Raw genomic sequence first — 16,928 nt, 5'->3', positions numbered from 1 at the left:
GCGCCAATCTCAACCTGAGCCTCTAGCCCCTACTGGATGAACGTCAGGGGTCACAGCAACCTCCGCGACGACATCTTGGTCATCGGCGGAGCATCGCCTGAGTCCCTTGTTCAAACAGGAGTCGGCCGAGATCACAAAGGGCGGCGACAGAGACCTGGGGCTCGCCAAAGGTCAATGCTGCGCAGGTGGCGGGATCCAGCATCCATGCAGCCACGACGATGCCGGCGCCCTGCTCGCCCTCGACGAGGACGACATCGGCCCCGCGTCGCCTTTCGGAATAAAACAGTCTGACGGGACGACCATGGAGAGCGTGCCACCGATAGTGGATGGTCGCTTCCTGTCCGACACGGGTAGAATAACCCCGCGATGGCAATCGGAAAAAAGAACTCGTTGTTCAGCGGCGACGAGGGCAGCGGCGAGACGTGGGCGATCCTGTCTTCGCTTCTGAACACCGCGCTATGCCGCGCTCGGCATAGGGCTGTCTCGATTAACGAAGCCAGGACTGCCCAATTCTCGGCACCCTCGTCGCAACCGGCAAAAAGGGAGTTCTTCGCATTGAGCTTGATCGGCCGCATCGCACGCTCGACAGCATTCGTGTCCATCTCGATGCGCCCATCATCAAGATAGAGCGTCAGGCCGTTCCAATGACGCAGCGCGTAACGCAAGGCCTTCGCCGTGTCGCTCTTCTGCGCGAGGTGATCAAGCTTGGCCTCAAACCACTGCTTCAAGGCTGCAGCCAGAGGTCGGGCATGCGCTTGTCGCCCCGCGCGACGCTCGGCAGCAGATCGGCCGCGGAGTGCCTTCTCGATCGCGTAAAGCTGGGCGATGCGCTCGAGAGCCTCCGGGCAACCGGAGCTGGCGCTGGAGCAGCCTCGCGCTCGATCTTCACAAACTGGCGCCTCAGATGCGACCAGCAGAAGGCGAGCGTCCCGGACAAGGCGTCCGCACGCGTCTCTCGGGTCATGGTCTTGTAGGCCTGATAGCCGTCGCAGTGGATGATGCCGCGATAGCCCTCAAGCAACCGCAAGCCATGAACGGCGCCGCGGCCCGGTGCATAGGCATAGACCACCCCAGGCGGATCTGGTCCGGCCCAGGGCCTGTCATCGCGTGACAGCGCCCAGAAGTAGCCGGTTTTGGTCCTGCCGCGCCCCGGATCCAACACCGGTGCGGGGGTCTCATCGACACAGAGCTTCGAAGAGGCGAGCAGAAGCTGGCGCAGACGATGCCACAAGGGCTTCAATTCCTGGGCGGCATAGCCGACCCAGAAGGCGAGCGTGGAACGGTCCAGCGCTATTCCATGCGTCGCCAGCATCTGCGCCTGGCGGTAAAGCGGCAAATGCCAATGATACTTGGCGTCGATCACATGCGCGACCAGCCGCTCAGTGGGCAATCCACCCCTGATCAGTCGCTCGGGAGCGGCGTGCTGGAGGACGACGCCGTGACAGGCGCGGCAGGCCAGCTTGGGTCGGCGGGTGACGATAACGCGATACTACGCCGGTACGACGTCCAGCCTCTGGCTCTCATCGTGACCAATCTCAAAGAGGTCGCCCTCACAAGACGGGCAACAAGTCTCCGCTGGCATCAGGGTTTCGACGATGCGCGGCAAATGCTCCGGAAGCTGACCACGGTTGGCTCTGCGCGCGGCAGCTCTCTTCTCGCAAACTCTGGGATTGGCGCGATCCTCCGTTGCTTCGAGAGCCGCGACGGCCTCTTCGATGTCCTCCAAAACAAGCTGTAGCTGATCAGCGTCCAGCTTTTCCGAGGATCGACCGAACTGCGCATCCTTCGCAAGCTTGAGCAACCCCTCGAGCCGGGCGCAGCGCTCCAGCAGAGCCGCGGCAAAGGCACGCAACTCGGCCGGATCGCTCGGCAGCTCATCAGGCAAATCACTCACGCGCCCGAGTCTGCCATGCTTTGTGCTCCGATGCAGCGAAGATTTGTATCTTTACGCAAGTGCTTTCGGCTGCGGGATTCGAGGCGCGTGCATCCGCGTCCAATCCATGCCGGCCAGAAGCGCGGACAGCTGGGCGGCATTCATCCGCATTACGCCGGCCACGATGGGAGGCCATTTGAAGCCGCTGCCATCGAGCCGCTTCCAGTACATCACAAGGCCGCTGCCATCCCAGACGACAATCTTCACCCGATCGGCGCGCTTCGCACGGAACACCACCGCCACGCCCTTCATCGGGTCATGGCCCAGCGTCTCCTTCGCCAACAGCGCCAAGCCCTCCGCACCTTTTCTGAAGTCCACAGGTTGCGTCGCCACGTAAATCATGAGGCTCGCGGGCGGCGTCAGCATGAACGTGTCCGTCGAAGCGCCAAGAACACATCACTCAACACAGCAAGGCCAGACGTGCCTCGCACCTCCACTCGTGCCCCCTGGAGCTCAACCGTCACAACGGCTGCTGCCGGCGACCCGGTGGGCTCTGCGGCCGCCGATAGCGCCGATTCCGACACCACCGGCACGAACGACAGCGTGTCCGCCGAAGCCGGCAGCACCAACTGGCCCAAACGCGCCCGGCGCCGCCAGTCATGCACCTGCTGGGGCCGGCAGCCATGGCGACGGGCGACGTCGGTGACAACCGCCCCCGGCTCAAGGCTTTCCGCGGCAATCTGTGCCTTCAAATCGTCCGGCCACCGCTTGCGACCTGCGCCAGCATACACTTCGATACGCGGCGACAACGGTCGTCTTATGTCGTCAGAATGGTCGTCCATTGTGAGCACCCTTGCTGAAGATGACTCTTCTAACGGTGCTCTCAAGACTCCGCACAAAAAATCCCACGGGCCTCGGCGCTACGCTTACGTTCGATTTGTCCGTGGTTCGATTCCTGTAGTCGACGAATCGACGAATCGCGATCTCCATGCGCATCGCGTTTGCCGCGCAGAGCCCAGGACTGGGCACCTGCTGGATCGGGTTCTCGAAACTGCTGAACAGCAACAAGGCGCTGCTCGAAAAGCTCGGGGCAACCCAGCGTTCGAGATCGCCGAGGCCATCGTGGTCGGCTATCCCATTGCTGATCCCACTGTCATGTACCATCACATACGTGATGTTTGCGGCAGCTCGCCTTGAACGGCTGACGTGATCCCGCGAACATGCAGGCAAGCCGAAGGTGGGAGTGAACCATGCCGGAACTGACGCAGAGACTTGCGGGTCACATCGCAGGCTATCATGACGCGCCGCTTGATCCGGCCGCGCTGACGGTCGCCAAACAATGCGTGCTCGACTGGTTTGGTGTGACGCTCGCCGGATTGGAGGAGCCGGTCGCCCGAATCCTGCGTGAAGAAATTTCGATCGACGCTCGTGGCCGGTCGTCGGTTGTCGGTTGCGCACTGCGCTGCGGAACAGCAGACGCGGCGCTTGTCAACGGCGCTACTTCGCATGCGCTCGACTATGACGACGTCCACCCGCTGATTGGGCATCCGACGGCGGCCATCCTGCCGGCGGCGCTTGCGGTCGGCGAGGCGGAAGGCCGCTCGGGGATCGACGTGCTGCGCGCTTTCCTAGCCGGTTACGAGGCCGCCGGCTTCATCGGGTCGCTGGTGATGTCGTCGCATTACGCGCGCGGTTTCCACTCCACCGCGACGCTGGGCTCGTTCGGTGCGGCTGCGGCGGCCGCATTGCTCATGAACCTCGATGCGGCTCAGGTCGCCACCGCGCTCGGCCTTGCCGGAACGCAGGCCGCCGGCTTGAAGTCGATGTTCGGCACCATGGCGAAGCCGTTCCATGCGGGCCGCGCCGCGGCCAACGGCGTGCTCGCCGCCCGGCTTGCCAAGCGCGGGTTTACCGCCAATACGAACGTGCTTGGAGTGGCGCAAGGTTTCATCGCCACGCAAAGCGATGCCGATCCGTCGAAAGATGCGCCGATGCCGCGGCGAGGATGCATGGTGGTCGATACGCTCTTCAAATACAACGCCGCCTGCTATCTGACCCACTCGACGATCGAGGCGGTCAGGATGTTGCGGGAGAAGTTGGCCTTGCGCGGACCGGAAATCGCATCGATCGAGGTACATGTGGCGCCCGGCCATCTCTCGGTCTGCAACATTCAGGCACCGCGAACCGGCCTCGAAACGAAATTCAGCCTGCGGCACACCGCAGCGCTTGCGGCTTGCGGCCGGGACACCGCCGCCATCGGCACCTACTCGGATCAGAACGCTATCGATGCGACGCTGAACGCCGTCAGGGGGCGCGTGACTGTCCATGGCGACCGGCCGCAGGGCCATGACGCCCATGTCGTCATCAAAACGCAGGGCGGCAAGGTTGCGGAAACCACTCTCGACGTGGGTATCCCCGATCGCGACCTTGGCCGCCAGGGCGATCGCCTGGCCGGCAAGTTTCGCAGCCTAGCCGTCCCTGTGATCGGAGACGCCCGGGCGGACCAATTGCGGCGCAACATCGCTGCACTGGAGACGCTTCCGGACATCGGGCCGATCATGGCGAACTAGATATCGAGCGGGATCGGGTATCCGCCATGAAACTTCATGTCGAAGCGGACATCGGAGGGACTGGACCCTATCTCCTGCTGGTTCACGGCTTCCTGTCGAGCCGTGCGCAATGGCGGGCCAACCTTGAGGGCCTGAAGACTTTCTGCCGTCCGGTGGTGGTCGAGTTGTGGGGGCACGGCCGCTCGCCGGCGCCGGATGATCCGCACGCCTATCGGGTCGGAACCTATATCGACGCCTTCGACGGTATCCGGCGCGATCTCGGCGCGGATCGCTGGCTGGTATGCGGCCAGTCGTTCGGCGCCGGCCTCACCATCCGCTACGCGCATCAACATTCGGCTCATGTAGCCTGCCAGATCTTCACCAACTCGATGTCGGCGCTGGCGGCTCCCGGCGAGCGGGACGACGAAGCAGGGCGGCTGAAGCGAGCCGATGCGCTGGAGCGGGACGGCCTGGCTGCGATCGAATCCCTGCCATTCCATCCCCGTTTCGCGACGCGCTTTCCACCCGGGGTCATGGGCGAGTTGCTGGACGACGCAGCGCGGATATCCCCAGCGGCTATCGCCAACGCGATCCGCTACACCGTGCCGCAATTGTCGGTGACCGATTGCCTGGGCGCGCTTAAGGTTCCGACGCTATTGATCAACGGGCGGTGGGAAAAGCCATTCCAGCCGTTGCGCACCCGCGCGGCCCAGTTGCTGCCGTCGCTGGCTGTCGTCGATCTGGATGGCGGGCATTCCATCAATATCGAAGCGGCCGAGCAGTTCAACGAAGCGGTAGCGCGCTTTGTCGGCGAATGCTCAGGGATCATCGACGGCAAGTGAAACGCACTTGCGATCGTTCCATCACATCCGTGATTCTATTCCTGAAACGCTTCATTCCGGTAGACGGTGCCCAGCGAGGTTGTCACAGTCGGCCAACGCAGTGCTTCCAGGCGCGCGTGAAAGAGGAGCGGGCGAAATGGACATCGTCACCGATCTGAAAGCGCGCGCGAAGCCTTGGCCGCGCGGCAACAGATTCGAAGACTTCGCCGTTGGACGCGTGTTCCGGCATCATTGGGGGCGAACGCTCACGGTCGCCGACAACACGCAGTTCGTGACCCTGACGCTCCACTACAATCCGCTTTATACGAACGCCGACTATGCGCGCGCCCATGGCCACGCCGATCTCGTGGTCTGTCCGCTATTGGTGTTCAATACCGTGTTCGGACTGACGGTCGAGGACCTCAGCGAGGGCGGCGGTCCCTTTCTCGGCGTCGACAAGTTGACCTATCACAGGCCCGTCATTGTTGGCGAAACGGTCTACGCGGAGAGCCAGGTCATCGCCGCTCGCGAGACCGATAGTCGTCCCGACTACGGCATTGTCACCTGGCACACCAAGGGCTTTTGCGAGAAGGGCGATCTGGTCATCGACTTTCAACGCACCAACCTGGTGAGGAAGCGCAAATGACAACATCATCCGAAGCGGCCGCCACAATGTCCGGCGATGGTCGCGGCTACATGACGGAAGAACGCATACTGATCCGCGACACCGCGCGCGAGTTCACGATGAAGGAAGTGCTGCCGGTCGCCAATCGGCTCGACCCCCAGCAGGGCACGATTCCCATGGAGTTGCGACAGAAGATGGCGAACATGGGCTATTTCGGCATCCGGGTTCCCGAGGAATATGGCGGGCTTGGACTGGGCGCGTTCGAATACTGCCTGGTGGCGGAGCAGCTCGCCCGCGGATGGATGTCGGTCGCCTCGATCATGGCGCGCGGCCAGGCTGGATGGTTGCGGCTGGGTGGGAAGCTGAGCCCGAAGAACGCCGACCGGATGCGGCGGGCCGCACGCGGCGAGTTTTTGCAGGCGGCTGCCCTATCCGAACCCGGCACCGGTTCCGACCTCGCCTCGATTTCCTGCCGAGCGGTTCGCGACGGCGATCATTGGGTGATCACCGGCAGCAAGTACTGGTGCACATTCGCCGATGGCGCCGATTACATCACGGTGTTCGCACGCACCGCGCCTCCGCCATCGGCGGAGAAGCGCTTTCTCGGGATTTCCGCGTTCATGATCGAGAAGCCGCGCGGCTCTCTGCCCGAAAATTGCGAGGGCAATCCGATCCCGAAGATCGGCTATTTCGGCTGGAACACCTATGAACTGTCGTTCCAGGGCACCCGGGTGCCGGCCGATGCGTTGATCGGGGAGGAAGGCAAGGCGTTCTACCTCATGGCACACGGCCTTGAAGCGGCGCGCGCGCACACGGCCGCCCGCTCAATCGGGCTGGCGCAGGGCGCGCTTGAGGACTCGATCGCCTATGCCAAAGAGCGAAAGCAATTCGGCATGCCGATCAGCGAATTCCAGGCCATCCGCTTCAAGATCGCGACCATGGCCACCAAGATCGAGGCCGCCCGTCAGCTGCTGTACTACGTCTGCGGCGAGATCGATCAGAACAGGCGATGCGACAGCGAAGCGTCGATGGTGAAATACTTCGCCTCGGAAATGGCCGAAGAAGTGACCTCGGAGGCGATCCAGATCCATGGCGGCGCCGGTTACACGAAGCTTCACGCGGTCGAGCGCTATTGGCGCGACGCCCGGCTGACCAAGATCTTCGAGGGTACCTCGGAAATCCAGCAACGCATCATCTCAGACAATCTGCTCGGCCGCTCGGTAACCGAACGCCGAATGATCGAGCAGGCGTTCGAGCACCTCCGGTAGGAGCGGTCCCCCATGAGTAACATCAGCAGCAGAACGTCGCCGGACAATTATTTCGAGAATTTCGCGGTTGGGCAGGTGATTGCCCACGCACGCGGCAAGACCGTCACCGAAATGGACAACGTGCTCATCACCAACATGGTGATGAATACCGCACAGGGTCATTTCAACGAGCACCTGATGCAGAAGTCGTCGGGCATCGCCGGCTTCGACACCCGCATTGTTTTCGGCGGAATCAATTTCTCGATGGTGATCGGGCTCGCCGCCCAGGACACCGGCGAGCAGGTGCTGCAGGAGCTCGGCATGGACAAGATTCGCCTGAAGACGCCGGTGCACCACGGCGACACGCTCTATGCTTTTACCGAGGTGCTGGAGAAGAAGGATGCCGACCGCGCCGATGCCGGCATCGTCCGCTTCAAGCATTACGGCATCAACCAGCACGACAAACTGGTCTACGAGGGCGAGCGCACCGTTCTGATGAAGCGCCGAAACGCCTGGGGCTCCCGGTAGGCCGGGCAAGCAGACAAACTACTCGAGATCGGAGAAACACCATGACGAAACCCGTACGCCCCAAGCGGCTCCGCCGCTGCCAGCTCTCGGTGCCCGGCAGCTCGGAAAAGATGATGGCGAAGGCCGCGGCCCTCGACCTCGATTATGTCTTTTTCGACCTCGAGGACGCGGTGGCGCCCGACCAGAAGAAGGCGGCGCGGGGCAATATCGTCAAAGCACTCAATACGCTGGAGTTCGGCCGGACCGTGCGCTGCGTCCGCATCAACGATACCGCGACCCGCTTCTGCTACGGGGACATCATCGAGGTGGTCCAGGGCGCGGGCGAGCGACTTGATCTGATCATGATCCCCAAGGTGCTCGACGCCGACGATGTCCTGTTCGTCGACAAGCTGCTTTCGCAGTTGGAGAAGGATCTCGGCCTCAAGAACAGGATTGGCCTCGAATGCTTGATCGAGGAAGTCGAGGGCATGATGAACATCGAGCGCATCGCGGCGTCGACGCCGCGGCTCGAAGCCCTGATCTTCGGGATGGGCGACTACTCTGCAAGTCAGGGCGTTTCGGTGAAGGCGATCGGCGGCTCCGGCGGATATCCGGGCGATATCTGGCACTACCAGCGCCACCGACTGGCGATCGCCTGCAAATCGTTCGGGCTCGACCCTGTCGATGGTCCCTTCGCCGACATCAGGGATCCGGACACTTATCGGGAGGAATGTCGGCGCGCGATGACGCTCGGGCTGGTCGGCAAATGGGCCATCCACCCGTCGCAGGTCGAGATTGCGCAGGAAATATTCTCGCCGACCCCGACCGACGTCGATCGTGCCCGTGCCATGAAGGCGGCGTTCGACGAAGCGCTCGCCAAGGGACTGGGTGCGGTGATGTATGAGGGCAAGATGATCGACATCGCATCGATCCGTATCATCAACAATGTGGTCGAACGCGCCAATCTGATCGGCATGTGATCATCGTCGCGGCGCGCGTCGCCGCATCATCTTGCAGGGGCACCTTTCCGATGTCGCATTCATCTGGTGAAGCCGCAAGCGGCGCCGCACCGGCAGGAGCACTTGAGGGCATCCGCGTGATCGATCTGACCCAGATGCTGGCCGGGCCTTATTGTACAATGATGCTTGCCGACCAGGGCGCCGAGGTCATCAAGATCGAACCGCTTGAAGGTGAGGGCACGCGCGCGGGCGGTCCCTTCCGGGACGACGACAAGCTGCAGGCCTATGGCGGCTATTTTGCCAGCATCAATCGCAACAAGAAGAGCATCGCACTGGACTTGAAGCGACCCGAGGGCAGGGCGCTTGTGCTGCGCCTGTGCAGGAGTGCCGACGTCGTCGTGGAGAATTTCCGCGCCGGGGTGATGGAAAAACTGGGCCTCTCCTATGAAACGCTGCGCCAGGAGAATCCGCGATTGGTCTACGCGTCGATCCGGGGATTCGGCGATCCCCGCACCGGGCGCAGTCCCTATACTGACTGGCCGGCCTACGATCCGGTCGCTCAGGCGATGGGTGGCATCATGGGAATAACGGGCCCTGATGTGGATACACCGCTGAAGGTCGGCCCCGGCGTGGGTGATCTGGTGCCGGCCGCGATGGCGGCCTATGGCATCTTGTGCGCCGTGCTGCGAGCGCAGAAGACCGGCGAGGGTCAATATGTCGACGTGTCGATGGTCGACGCCGTGCTGTCGCTGTGCGAGCGCATCGTACACCAGCGCTCGTTCCAGGGGACTAATCCGCGTCCCGAAGGCAACCGGCATCCGCTGCTGTCGCCGTTCGGGATGGTCAGAGCGCTCGACGGCTGGGTGACGATTGCCGCGCATTCGGACGAGTTCTGGAAAACACTGTGTCGCCTGATGGGACGCGATGACTTGATCTCCGATCCGCGCATGGCCGACCGGCATGCGCGTGTGGCCAATCGAGACGCGGTCTACGAGGCGGTCGGAGAATTCACCGGCCGTCACACCAAGCAACAATTGAAGGAACTGCTCGGCGGCAAGATCCCGTTCGGACCTGTCTATCAGATCGACGAAATCGCGGAGGATCCTCATTTCGCCGTCCGTGACATGATCGTCGAAGTCGAGCATCCAGGTTGCGCGACGCCGGTCACGATCGCAGGCGTGCCGATCCGCATGACGGCAACGCCGGGGTCCGTTCGCCATCGCGCGCCGCTGCTCGGCGAACATACCGATCAGATTCTCGGAGACATCGGTTGTGCAACAGAGGAAATCTCCAGCTTCAAGCAGGCGGGGATTGTCCGGTAGCAAGTGGCCAGAGCAGGACCGCGAAGTCTAGCGCATGCGCAGATGGTAACGCATGACTCGGAGAATTTCCTCGCGGCGTTCCTCGATCCGTGCCATCGGTCCACCGACGCCGATAGCCAATGGCGCTCGGTTGGGCTGATCGGGGACAATCATTCCGATGACGTTTGCACCAGGGATCATCTTACCCCGGCTTTCGGCAAAACCCTGGCTGCGAATGATCTCGATCTCCGCCATGAACTCCCGCTCGTGGACGCGATGGGCACTGGCTTCGGCGTCGGCATTGTTGCGGCGAACGATGGCGCGGACTTCGTCGTTGGGCTTCCGAGCCAGGAGCACGCGTCCAAGTGCGGCGCACGTCATCGGCCGCAAAATCCCGACCTGCGCCGCGAGCTGGATCGGGTACATGGCCGGTACAATGTGGACGTACTGCAGGCTGGGGCCATTCTGCAGGCCCAGCAGCACCGTCTCCCCGGTCGAAGTACCGATCGATTCCATGATGTCGGTCAGCGGACCGCTCTTGAACATGCTTTGCTGTATCCAGCTGCCAAGCACCGCGACGCGAAAGGTCGGCTGGAACTTCCGGGTTTGGGGGGTGTAGTCGAGATAGCCCAGATCGAGCAGGCTTTGTAGCAGCATCGTCGTGCTCGACTGCGGCAATCCAAGATCGCCGGCAATTTCACCGACGGTCGCGCCGCGTTTCTTTTCCCGGAAATATTCCAGGATCGCGAGCGTTCGCTCGGCCGACTTGACCGCCGATCTCTGTCCTGCCTTGCCCTTCGACGTCATTGACTGCGGCGAACTCTCGCCCTGTAAAGCCTGTCCGAACCGGGGATCTATACCTGATCCACGTTTAGAACATAAATTCTCCGCCGTTAATATGGATAACCTGGCTGGTGACGTAGTTGCCGCTATTTCCCGCGAGGTAGAGGCAGGTCTCTGCGATGTCCTCCGATTCTCCGGGATGCTTGATCGCAAGGCGTGCCATCACCCGGCCACCGTATTACTGGGTGCACTCAAACAGGCAATCGCGCGGCCAATGTTCTGGCCCGACCCGGTGATGAGCGCCGTTCGACCTGTCAGGCGTCCATCGATCATTCCTCATTCCCTTCAATGATCGATACGTACCGACCGACTAGTCTTGTTTGCCGCCGATTTCTCCGGTCATGACGCCATCCATGAGCTTGTAGGCCTGGCCGTCGAACTGCATGAGCTGCAGCTGTTCGATCGGGAAGAAGTCGTTGGGTCCGGTCGTGATGGAAATGCCCGGTAACAGCATCCCGATCCGGAAATCCTTCAGGCTGGCCGCTTGTCTCATGACATTGGCCCGGGTCAGGTCGTCACCGCATTGCTTCAAGACCTGCACCAGTGTCTGAGCGACGGCATAGCCGTAGACGGTGTTGGTATCGGTCTTGTCACCGTCGGGAAGGTACTTGTCCATAAAGGTGCTCCATTCCTTCACGCCCGCGTCGTCTTTCCAAGCGGGGTCGGCGGGGTCCTTGAGGTAAGCACTCGAAAGGACACCCTTCGCATTTTCGAAGCCGGCCGGCCTGAGCACGCTTGCCACCGAGCTTGAGGTATTGCCGATGAAATAGACCGGCTTCCAGCCAAGTTCCGCGATCTTGCGGATCGCCTGCGCCGCTGCCTTAGGCGTCGTCCAGGACACGAACAGGTCGGCCCCCGAATTTCTGAGCCGGGCGATCTGCGAATCCAGCGTCGGTTCGGCTACCTCGTAAGACGCATCGGCGATGATCATGTCGGCTCTTTCGCCGAGGCCATCGCGCAGCCCTTTCATTTGGTCCTTGCCGGCATCGTCGTTCTGCCACAGGGCAGCGATCTTGGCGTTTGGATAATGCTGCAGGATGTATTTGGCGTAGACACGGCCTTCGCTCTGGTAGTTGGGCTGCCAGCCCATGGTCCAGGGGAAATTTTTCGGATCACCCCATTTCGTTGCGCCGCTCGCGACGAAAAGCTGCGGCACCTTCTTCGCATTCATGTATTTCTGGATGGCCGAATTGGACTGGGTACCGAGCGACTGAAAAATCAACAGCACTTCGTCGCCTTCAACGAGCCTGCGGGCCTGTTCGACGGCCTTTGGCGGACTGAAACCGTCGTCGTAGCTGATGAAATTGATCTTGCGGCCATTGATTCCGCCCCCGTCGTTGATCTTGCGGAAATAGGCTGCCTGGGTCTTGCCAATCAGAGAGTAGGAAGACGCCGGACCGCTGTATGGCATGATGTTGCCGATCTTGATCTCGGTGTCGCTGGCGCCGGGATCGTATTGCTTCTGCGCGAGGGCGGATGTGTTGACGCTGACTGCGGCGAATAGTGCTGCGGCGAGGGTCACCTTGAAGGATCTTGGCGTCATGTCACCTCCACGTCTAAGGTCGTTGCCCGTTTAGCGCGTTTGGTTTTGGAGAGTTACGGCAGAGCCAGGATGGATCAAGGGGCTTCGCCTGGTTCGGGTGCATTCATCACGAATGTGATGGCAGCGGGCTGGATGCCGGCGAAATTGCCTACCTTTCGCGTGCTGCTGACCCGCTCCCCTGTTTCTCCTCAATCGTCATCCGCCAAATGCTCGATGACGTAGTCGCGGACGATATCGCGCAGGGCGTCAGCATCCCAATCCCTGCGGCCCAGGATCGCCTGCTGACGCCATGGGCCGGGATCGCCAGCTGCCTCCGCGCGCATCCAGCCGGTCTTGCGTTGCTCATCGCCGAGCAGACCTTCCAGGAACAGGCCTGCATTCCTGGCAATACGCTCTTGGCAGAACAGCGGACGTATCCGCTTCTTCATCTCTCCAAGCGACGCCGCCCACAGCGCAAGCGTCTCTTCAATCGACGCCGTCCGCGTCCACGATCTCCGAATCATGGTTGCCCATGGATTCAGAACCGATCATAAAACGCAACTGTAATGCTAGTCACGGCGCGCGTACGTGTGGCGTTTATCGCAGGCGGAAAGGCGCAGCGCATCCCGAAGTCGCTGCGCCTTGCTATGGAAGGGCACAAATAAATCCATCCCTCGTTCATCCCATCGTCTTCCAGCGACCCAATGAAATCAGGTCGTTAGACTTCTGTTGCGACATCGCCAAACCAGTGTTCTCGGGGATCGTCTATCACGCCAACTATCTGCGCTACATGGAGCGCGGACGCACCAATCATCTGAGGCTGATGGGCGCCGAGCAGCAGGCGCTGTTCGAGCAGGTCGAGACGGAGGGCGCAGGCTTTGCCTTCGTCGTCCGCTCGATGCATCTGGATTTCCTCAAGCCCGCACGAATGGACGACGTGCTCGACGTCGTGACCTGGCCGGTCGCGGTGAAGGGTGCGTCCATCATGCTGGCGCAGGAGGTGCGGCGCGGCCACGACGTGCTGGTGAAGGCCGAGGTCCGCGTTGCCTTCATCAGCGGCGGTCGCGCCCAGCCGATTCCGAAGTCGATACGCACGCTGATGAAGGCCGATCTGATTTCGTGATCGCCCGATAAGTGATCGCCTGATTTGTGGTGGCCTATCGACTCCGCCAATCGGGGCGATAAATTCACGGCCCGACCAACCGATGAGGCCATCATGTCGCGCCCGCCGCTTCCACCCTTCACCCGCGAGACCGCTGCGCAAAAGGCCCGCATGGCCGAGGACGCCTGGAATTCACGCGATCCGGTCCGCGTGTCGCTCGCCTATACCGAGGACAGCCGCTGGCGCAATCGTTCCGAAGTCCTTCAGGGCCGCGAGGCCATCGTCGCGTTCCTCACCCGCAAATGGGAGAAGGAGCTGGACTACCGGCTGATCAAGGACCTCTGGGCCTTCGACGGCAACCGTATCGCGGTGCGCTTCCAGTACGAATGGCACGATGCCGGCGGCCAGTGGTATCGCTCCTACGGCAACGAGCAGTGGGAGTTCGATGAGCACGGCCTGATGAAGCGGCGCGAGGCTTCGATCAACGACATCGCGATCGCTGAAAAGGATCGCCGGTTTCACTGGCCTGCGCCGGGGCCAAGGCCTGCTGACGTAGCGGGGCTCGGGACCGATCCGTTCTAGAGTTTTACAAGCGGTGCTCTTTCACCCTCTCCCCTTGTGGGAGAGGGTGGCTCGCCGCAAAGCGGCGAGACGGGTGAGGGGTCTCTCTCCGCGCACTCAATGACAGCGAACTCGCGGATGGATACCCCTCATCCGGCGCTTCGCGCCACCTTCTCCCACAAGGGGAGAAGGGAAGAACAGCGCACGGCGGGCTCCGCGGCTAGGTGCGCTTCGCCAGGAACCTCGTGATCGCGCCACCGAGTTTCGCGTTGTCCAGCGGCTGCCCCAGCGATGCCCTCGCCGTTGCAACGACGTCATCCGGCGCCTTGCCGTCGCGCAGATCGCAACACACCTGTGCAAACTCCACGTCGAATTCCGGATGCGACTGCACGGTCAGCGTCGTGCCGTTGGCGTAGAGCAGGCCGGCGTGCGGGGTGAACTCGGACGACAGGATCGTCAGCGCGTCGCTCGGCGCCTCGATCACCTGGTCCTGATGCGAGCAGGGAACGGCGATTGTTTCGCCGTCGATCACGCCGTTCTCCGGCAGCACCTGATAGACGTGCCGGCCGATGCCCCAGCCCTTCTCCGATTTTCGAACAGTGCCGCCGAGCGCCTGTGCGATCAGCTGATGGCCGAAGCAGACGCCGACCATCGGTGTCTGGTTGACGTAAGCCTTGCGCACGAAATCCTCCAGCGGCGCCATCCAGTCCAGCGCGTCATAGACGCCGGCGGCCGCGCCGGTGATCAGGATGGCATCCACCTTGCGTGGGTCGGGGAGCGTATCGCCATTCGGGATGCTGACCACGTCGACCGTGGTTGTGGGGTCCGCAGCGCGCATCATGCGCGCGAACATGTCGGGAAACGAGCCGTGGCGTTCGCGATGCTCTTGAGGAACGAGCCCAGTCTCGATGATCGTGATGCGTGCCATGTGCGCCTCGGGTAGAAGGTTGCGCGTGTGATCGCAAGCTCAGTCGCTTTCTGCACCATGTTGCTGGTGCGGCGCTGTGCGCTCGAGCAGCGCGCTCTCCTTGCGGACCTCGTTGAGAAAGGCCTTGGCCAGACGCGACAGCGGCTCGGCTTCCGACCACAGCATATAGGCGACCGCCTGCGTCGTCGGCGTGAACGGACGGACGACGAGGCCGCTGCCGCCGTTCTGCCGCGGCGAGAACGGATCGACCACCGCAGCGCCGACGCCGGCGGCCGCGAGCACGCAGGCCGTGTTGCAGTAGCGCACCTCGACAGTCGGCCGGAACGGCGCACCGGCACGGGCAAAGCTGTCGCGCACGGCTTCGCCAAGCCGCGTGCCGCGCTCGAGCCCGATGAAGGGCAGGCCGGAAAGATCGGATGCGGATATCACCGGCCTGTCGGCGAGCGGATGCTGCGGCGGCACCACGCACACCATCTCGCCGGTATGGACCACCTCATGCGCGATGCCGGGATGATGCGTCAGCCCGAGGGCGAAGCCGAGCTCGGCGACGTGGCTGAGCACGCCTTCGATGATACCCTCGTAGCGACGGACGTCGAAGAACACGCGCGTCTCCGGGCGACGGCGCAGGAAGCCTGACAGCGCGGCAGGGATGATGCTGTAGGCGAGCGGCGGGGTCGCCACGATGGCGAGATGTCCGGAGCGGTTCTCGCGCAGATCGCGCACGCGGTTCTCGAGCTTTGCGTGCAAGGCGAAGATCGCTTCGCTCTCCTTGTAGAGCGCCATTGCTTCGGCGGTCGGAAACAGCCGGTTGTTGACGCGCTCGAACAGCGCGAAGCCGGCCTGCGCCTCCATCGTCTTCAGCGCGTTGCTCACCGCGGGCTGCGACAGCGCCAGCTCGTCCGCCGCCGCAACCGTGGTGCGGTGGCGGATGACCGCACGCAGAATTTCGAGCTGACGCAGGTTCATATCACTGCCGATTATACTCAGGGCCAAAACATCATAGCAAAGCGAATTGATTTTGCAGCCCCGCTCGCCCGTAATGGCAGCGGATTTGCGCGTCGCATCAAGGGGTTCATTCGCCCATTGAGGCAGCACTGCGCACAGATTGGAGGCAAACTTGGTTCGTGTCCTTCGCGCCGCCGCCGCTCAGATGGGGCCGACGCAAAAAGCCGATACGCGCGAGCATACGCTGTCGCGGATGCTCGACATGCTGGAAGAGGCGGCCGGCCGCGGTGCGAGCCTCGTGGTGTTTCCCGAGCTTGCCTTCACCACCTTTTTCCCGCGCTGGCTGCTCGAAGGCGAGGTTCTCGACCAGTATTTCGAGCGCAGCATGCCGAACCCGGCGGTGGCAAGGCTGTTCGAGCGGGCGCGTGCGCTGCGCGTGGGCTTCTATGTCGGCTATGCTGAGAAGACGCCTGACGGCCGGCGCTACAACTGCTCTATCCTGGTCGATCGCGACGGTGAGATTCTCGGCCGCTACCGCAAGGTGCATCTTCCCGGGTCGGTCGAGCCGCGTCCGGGAGCGCGCTACCAGCAGCTCGAGAAGCGCTATTTCGAATATGGCGATCTCGGCTTTCCCGCCTTCCGCGCCGGCTCGTCCTGGGCCCACGCCATCATGGGCATGATGATCTGCAACGATCGGCGCTGGCCGGAATCCTGGCGCGTGCTCGGCCTGCAAGGCGTCGAGCTCGTCTGCATCGGCTACAATTCGGCGGCCTATGATCCAAACGGTGGCACCACCGAAGACGGCGCCTTGCGCACCTTCCACTCGACGCTGGTGACCCAGGCCAACGCCTACATGAACGCGACCTGGGCGATCTCGGTGGCCAAGGCGGGCGAGGAGGACGGCTCCGGGCTGATCGGCGGCTCCTGCATCGTCGATCCCAACGGCCGCATCGTCGCGCAGGCCCAGACGCTCGCGGACGAGGTGATCGTCGCCGACATCGACCTCGACCTCTGCCGCCAGGGCAAGGACAAGATGTTCAATTTCGCCGCCCACCGGCGGCCCGAGCAATACAGGGTGATCACCGAGCGCGCCGGCGTCATCGAGCCGGCCGTTCTCGACGCAGATTGATTTCAAACGGCCGATC

The 16,928-nt window shown here is 62.6% G+C and carries 16 protein-coding genes and 2 pseudogenes; 10 read left to right on the top strand and 8 right to left on the bottom strand.

Annotated elements, in window-relative coordinates; genetic code table 11:
* Positions 1–479: 479 nt before the first annotated feature.
* From tnpC to tnpA, 3 genes and pseudogenes are all read right to left on the bottom strand, one after another.
* A pseudogene (tnpC, locus tag AC1RQP_RS09600) lies at positions 480–1,894 on the bottom strand (IS66 family transposase); the annotation flags it as partial.
* A 51-nt stretch (positions 1,895–1,945) separates the two neighbouring features.
* On the bottom strand, positions 1,946–2,299 hold the full coding sequence (gene tnpB / locus AC1RQP_RS09595; protein ID WP_011931031.1) for an IS66 family insertion sequence element accessory protein TnpB: 354 nt from the start codon (positions 2,297–2,299) through the stop codon (positions 1,946–1,948).
* On the bottom strand, positions 2,293–2,715 hold the full coding sequence (gene tnpA / locus AC1RQP_RS09590) for an IS66-like element accessory protein TnpA (RefSeq protein WP_188107530.1): 423 nt from the start codon (positions 2,713–2,715) through the stop codon (positions 2,293–2,295). Before tnpA ends, tnpB begins: the two co-directional genes overlap by 7 nt.
* A 408-nt stretch (positions 2,716–3,123) precedes the next feature.
* Here tnpA and AC1RQP_RS09585 point away from each other — a divergent pair, with 408 nt between their 5' ends.
* The 7 genes from AC1RQP_RS09585 to AC1RQP_RS09555 all read left to right on the top strand — a co-directional run bounded on the left by AC1RQP_RS09585 (position 3,124) and on the right by AC1RQP_RS09555 (position 9,903).
* Positions 3,124–4,443, top strand: coding sequence for an MmgE/PrpD family protein (locus tag AC1RQP_RS09585; protein WP_188107529.1), 1,320 nt, complete (start codon positions 3,124–3,126; stop codon positions 4,441–4,443).
* A 26-nt stretch (positions 4,444–4,469) separates the two neighbouring features.
* Positions 4,470–5,264: an alpha/beta fold hydrolase gene (locus AC1RQP_RS09580; RefSeq protein ID WP_188107528.1), complete on the top strand. Its 795-nt coding sequence runs from the start codon at positions 4,470–4,472 to the stop codon at positions 5,262–5,264.
* Positions 5,265–5,400: 136 nt separating this feature from the next.
* On the top strand, positions 5,401–5,889 hold the full coding sequence (locus AC1RQP_RS09575) for a MaoC family dehydratase (RefSeq protein WP_188107527.1): 489 nt from the start codon (positions 5,401–5,403) through the stop codon (positions 5,887–5,889).
* On the top strand, positions 5,886–7,136 hold the full coding sequence (locus AC1RQP_RS09570; RefSeq protein ID WP_202988812.1) for an acyl-CoA dehydrogenase family protein: 1,251 nt from the start codon (positions 5,886–5,888) through the stop codon (positions 7,134–7,136). Before AC1RQP_RS09575 ends, AC1RQP_RS09570 begins: the two co-directional genes overlap by 4 nt.
* Positions 7,137–7,148: 12 nt before the next feature.
* Positions 7,149–7,643 carry a MaoC family dehydratase gene (locus tag AC1RQP_RS09565; RefSeq protein WP_188107526.1) on the top strand — a complete coding sequence of 165 codons (495 nt, stop codon included), beginning with the start codon at positions 7,149–7,151 and terminating at the stop codon, positions 7,641–7,643.
* A gap of 41 nt (positions 7,644–7,684) precedes the next feature.
* Positions 7,685–8,602: an HpcH/HpaI aldolase/citrate lyase family protein gene (locus AC1RQP_RS09560; protein WP_188107525.1), complete on the top strand. Its 918-nt coding sequence runs from the start codon at positions 7,685–7,687 to the stop codon at positions 8,600–8,602.
* The gene (locus tag AC1RQP_RS09555; protein ID WP_492936734.1) at positions 8,599–9,903 is read left to right on the top strand and encodes a CaiB/BaiF CoA transferase family protein; all 1,305 of its coding nucleotides are present in this window, start codon (positions 8,599–8,601) and stop codon (positions 9,901–9,903) included. The genes AC1RQP_RS09560 and AC1RQP_RS09555 overlap by 4 nt, the downstream gene beginning before the upstream one ends.
* Before the next feature lie 27 nt (positions 9,904–9,930).
* Here AC1RQP_RS09555 and AC1RQP_RS09550 read toward each other — a convergent pair whose 3' ends face one another.
* The 3 genes and pseudogenes from AC1RQP_RS09550 to AC1RQP_RS09540 form a co-directional block, all read right to left on the bottom strand.
* On the bottom strand, positions 9,931–10,689 hold the full coding sequence (locus AC1RQP_RS09550; RefSeq protein ID WP_188107523.1) for an IclR family transcriptional regulator: 759 nt from the start codon (positions 10,687–10,689) through the stop codon (positions 9,931–9,933).
* A gap of 346 nt (positions 10,690–11,035) precedes the next feature.
* Positions 11,036–12,268 (bottom strand): ABC transporter substrate-binding protein, encoded by a 1,233-nt coding sequence (locus AC1RQP_RS09545; protein ID WP_188104193.1) that lies wholly within the window; start codon positions 12,266–12,268, stop codon positions 11,036–11,038.
* Positions 12,269–12,459: 191 nt separating this feature from the next.
* Positions 12,460–12,771, bottom strand: a pseudogene (locus AC1RQP_RS09540) (IS701 family transposase); the annotation flags it as partial.
* A gap of 185 nt (positions 12,772–12,956) precedes the next feature.
* On the opposite strand from AC1RQP_RS09540, the gene AC1RQP_RS09535 reads away from it, so the two are divergent.
* Both AC1RQP_RS09535 and AC1RQP_RS09530 read left to right on the top strand, forming a co-directional pair.
* A complete protein-coding gene (locus AC1RQP_RS09535; protein WP_492937126.1) occupies positions 12,957–13,370 on the top strand; it encodes a YbgC/FadM family acyl-CoA thioesterase in 414 nt (137 codons plus the stop codon).
* A gap of 93 nt (positions 13,371–13,463) precedes the next feature.
* Positions 13,464–13,931, top strand: coding sequence for a nuclear transport factor 2 family protein (locus tag AC1RQP_RS09530; RefSeq protein ID WP_197969098.1), 468 nt, complete (start codon positions 13,464–13,466; stop codon positions 13,929–13,931).
* A gap of 199 nt (positions 13,932–14,130) precedes the next feature.
* Here the strand turns inward: AC1RQP_RS09530 and AC1RQP_RS09525 are convergent, their stop codons facing one another.
* Together AC1RQP_RS09525 and AC1RQP_RS09520 are read right to left on the bottom strand one after the other, a co-directional pair.
* On the bottom strand, positions 14,131–14,838 hold the full coding sequence (locus AC1RQP_RS09525; protein WP_492936733.1) for a type 1 glutamine amidotransferase: 708 nt from the start codon (positions 14,836–14,838) through the stop codon (positions 14,131–14,133).
* A 39-nt stretch (positions 14,839–14,877) separates the two neighbouring features.
* A complete protein-coding gene (locus tag AC1RQP_RS09520; RefSeq protein WP_492936732.1) occupies positions 14,878–15,804 on the bottom strand; it encodes a LysR family transcriptional regulator in 927 nt (308 codons plus the stop codon).
* A gap of 151 nt (positions 15,805–15,955) precedes the next feature.
* Between AC1RQP_RS09520 and AC1RQP_RS09515 the strand changes: the two genes are divergently transcribed.
* Positions 15,956–16,912 (top strand): N-carbamoyl-D-amino-acid hydrolase, encoded by a 957-nt coding sequence (locus tag AC1RQP_RS09515; protein WP_492936731.1) that lies wholly within the window; start codon positions 15,956–15,958, stop codon positions 16,910–16,912.
* Positions 16,913–16,928: the final 16 nt, after the last annotated feature.

It is taken from the genome of Bradyrhizobium sp. GW821-FHT13H06, assembly GCF_058803975.1.
The sequence above is the reverse complement of the archived record's forward strand: the minus strand, read 5'-3'. Positions and strand labels throughout refer to the sequence as shown.

Excerpts from the sequence above, each read along its gene's own strand:
- AC1RQP_RS09520 (WP_492936732.1), bottom strand. The coding sequence starts at position 15,804 with ATGAACCTGCGTCAGCTCGAAATTCTGCGTGCGGTCATCCGCCACCGC.
- AC1RQP_RS09525 (WP_492936733.1), bottom strand. The coding sequence starts at position 14,838 with ATGGCACGCATCACGATCATCGAGACTGGGCTCGTTCCTCAAGAGCAT.
- AC1RQP_RS09530 (WP_197969098.1), top strand. The coding sequence starts at position 13,464 with ATGTCGCGCCCGCCGCTTCCACCCTTCACCCGCGAGACCGCTGCGCAA.
- tnpA (WP_188107530.1), bottom strand. The coding sequence starts at position 2,715 with ATGGACGACCATTCTGACGACATAAGACGACCGTTGTCGCCGCGTATC.
- AC1RQP_RS09585 (WP_188107529.1), top strand. The coding sequence starts at position 3,124 with ATGCCGGAACTGACGCAGAGACTTGCGGGTCACATCGCAGGCTATCAT.
- AC1RQP_RS09570 (WP_202988812.1), top strand. The coding sequence starts at position 5,886 with ATGACAACATCATCCGAAGCGGCCGCCACAATGTCCGGCGATGGTCGC.
- AC1RQP_RS09560 (WP_188107525.1), top strand. The coding sequence starts at position 7,685 with ATGACGAAACCCGTACGCCCCAAGCGGCTCCGCCGCTGCCAGCTCTCG.
- AC1RQP_RS09545 (WP_188104193.1), bottom strand. The coding sequence starts at position 12,268 with ATGACGCCAAGATCCTTCAAGGTGACCCTCGCCGCAGCACTATTCGCC.
- AC1RQP_RS09575 (WP_188107527.1), top strand. The coding sequence starts at position 5,401 with ATGGACATCGTCACCGATCTGAAAGCGCGCGCGAAGCCTTGGCCGCGC.
- AC1RQP_RS09550 (WP_188107523.1), bottom strand. The coding sequence starts at position 10,689 with ATGACGTCGAAGGGCAAGGCAGGACAGAGATCGGCGGTCAAGTCGGCC.
- AC1RQP_RS09565 (WP_188107526.1), top strand. The coding sequence starts at position 7,149 with ATGAGTAACATCAGCAGCAGAACGTCGCCGGACAATTATTTCGAGAAT.
- AC1RQP_RS09580 (WP_188107528.1), top strand. The coding sequence starts at position 4,470 with ATGAAACTTCATGTCGAAGCGGACATCGGAGGGACTGGACCCTATCTC.
- tnpB (WP_011931031.1), bottom strand. The coding sequence starts at position 2,299 with ATGCTGACGCCGCCCGCGAGCCTCATGATTTACGTGGCGACGCAACCT.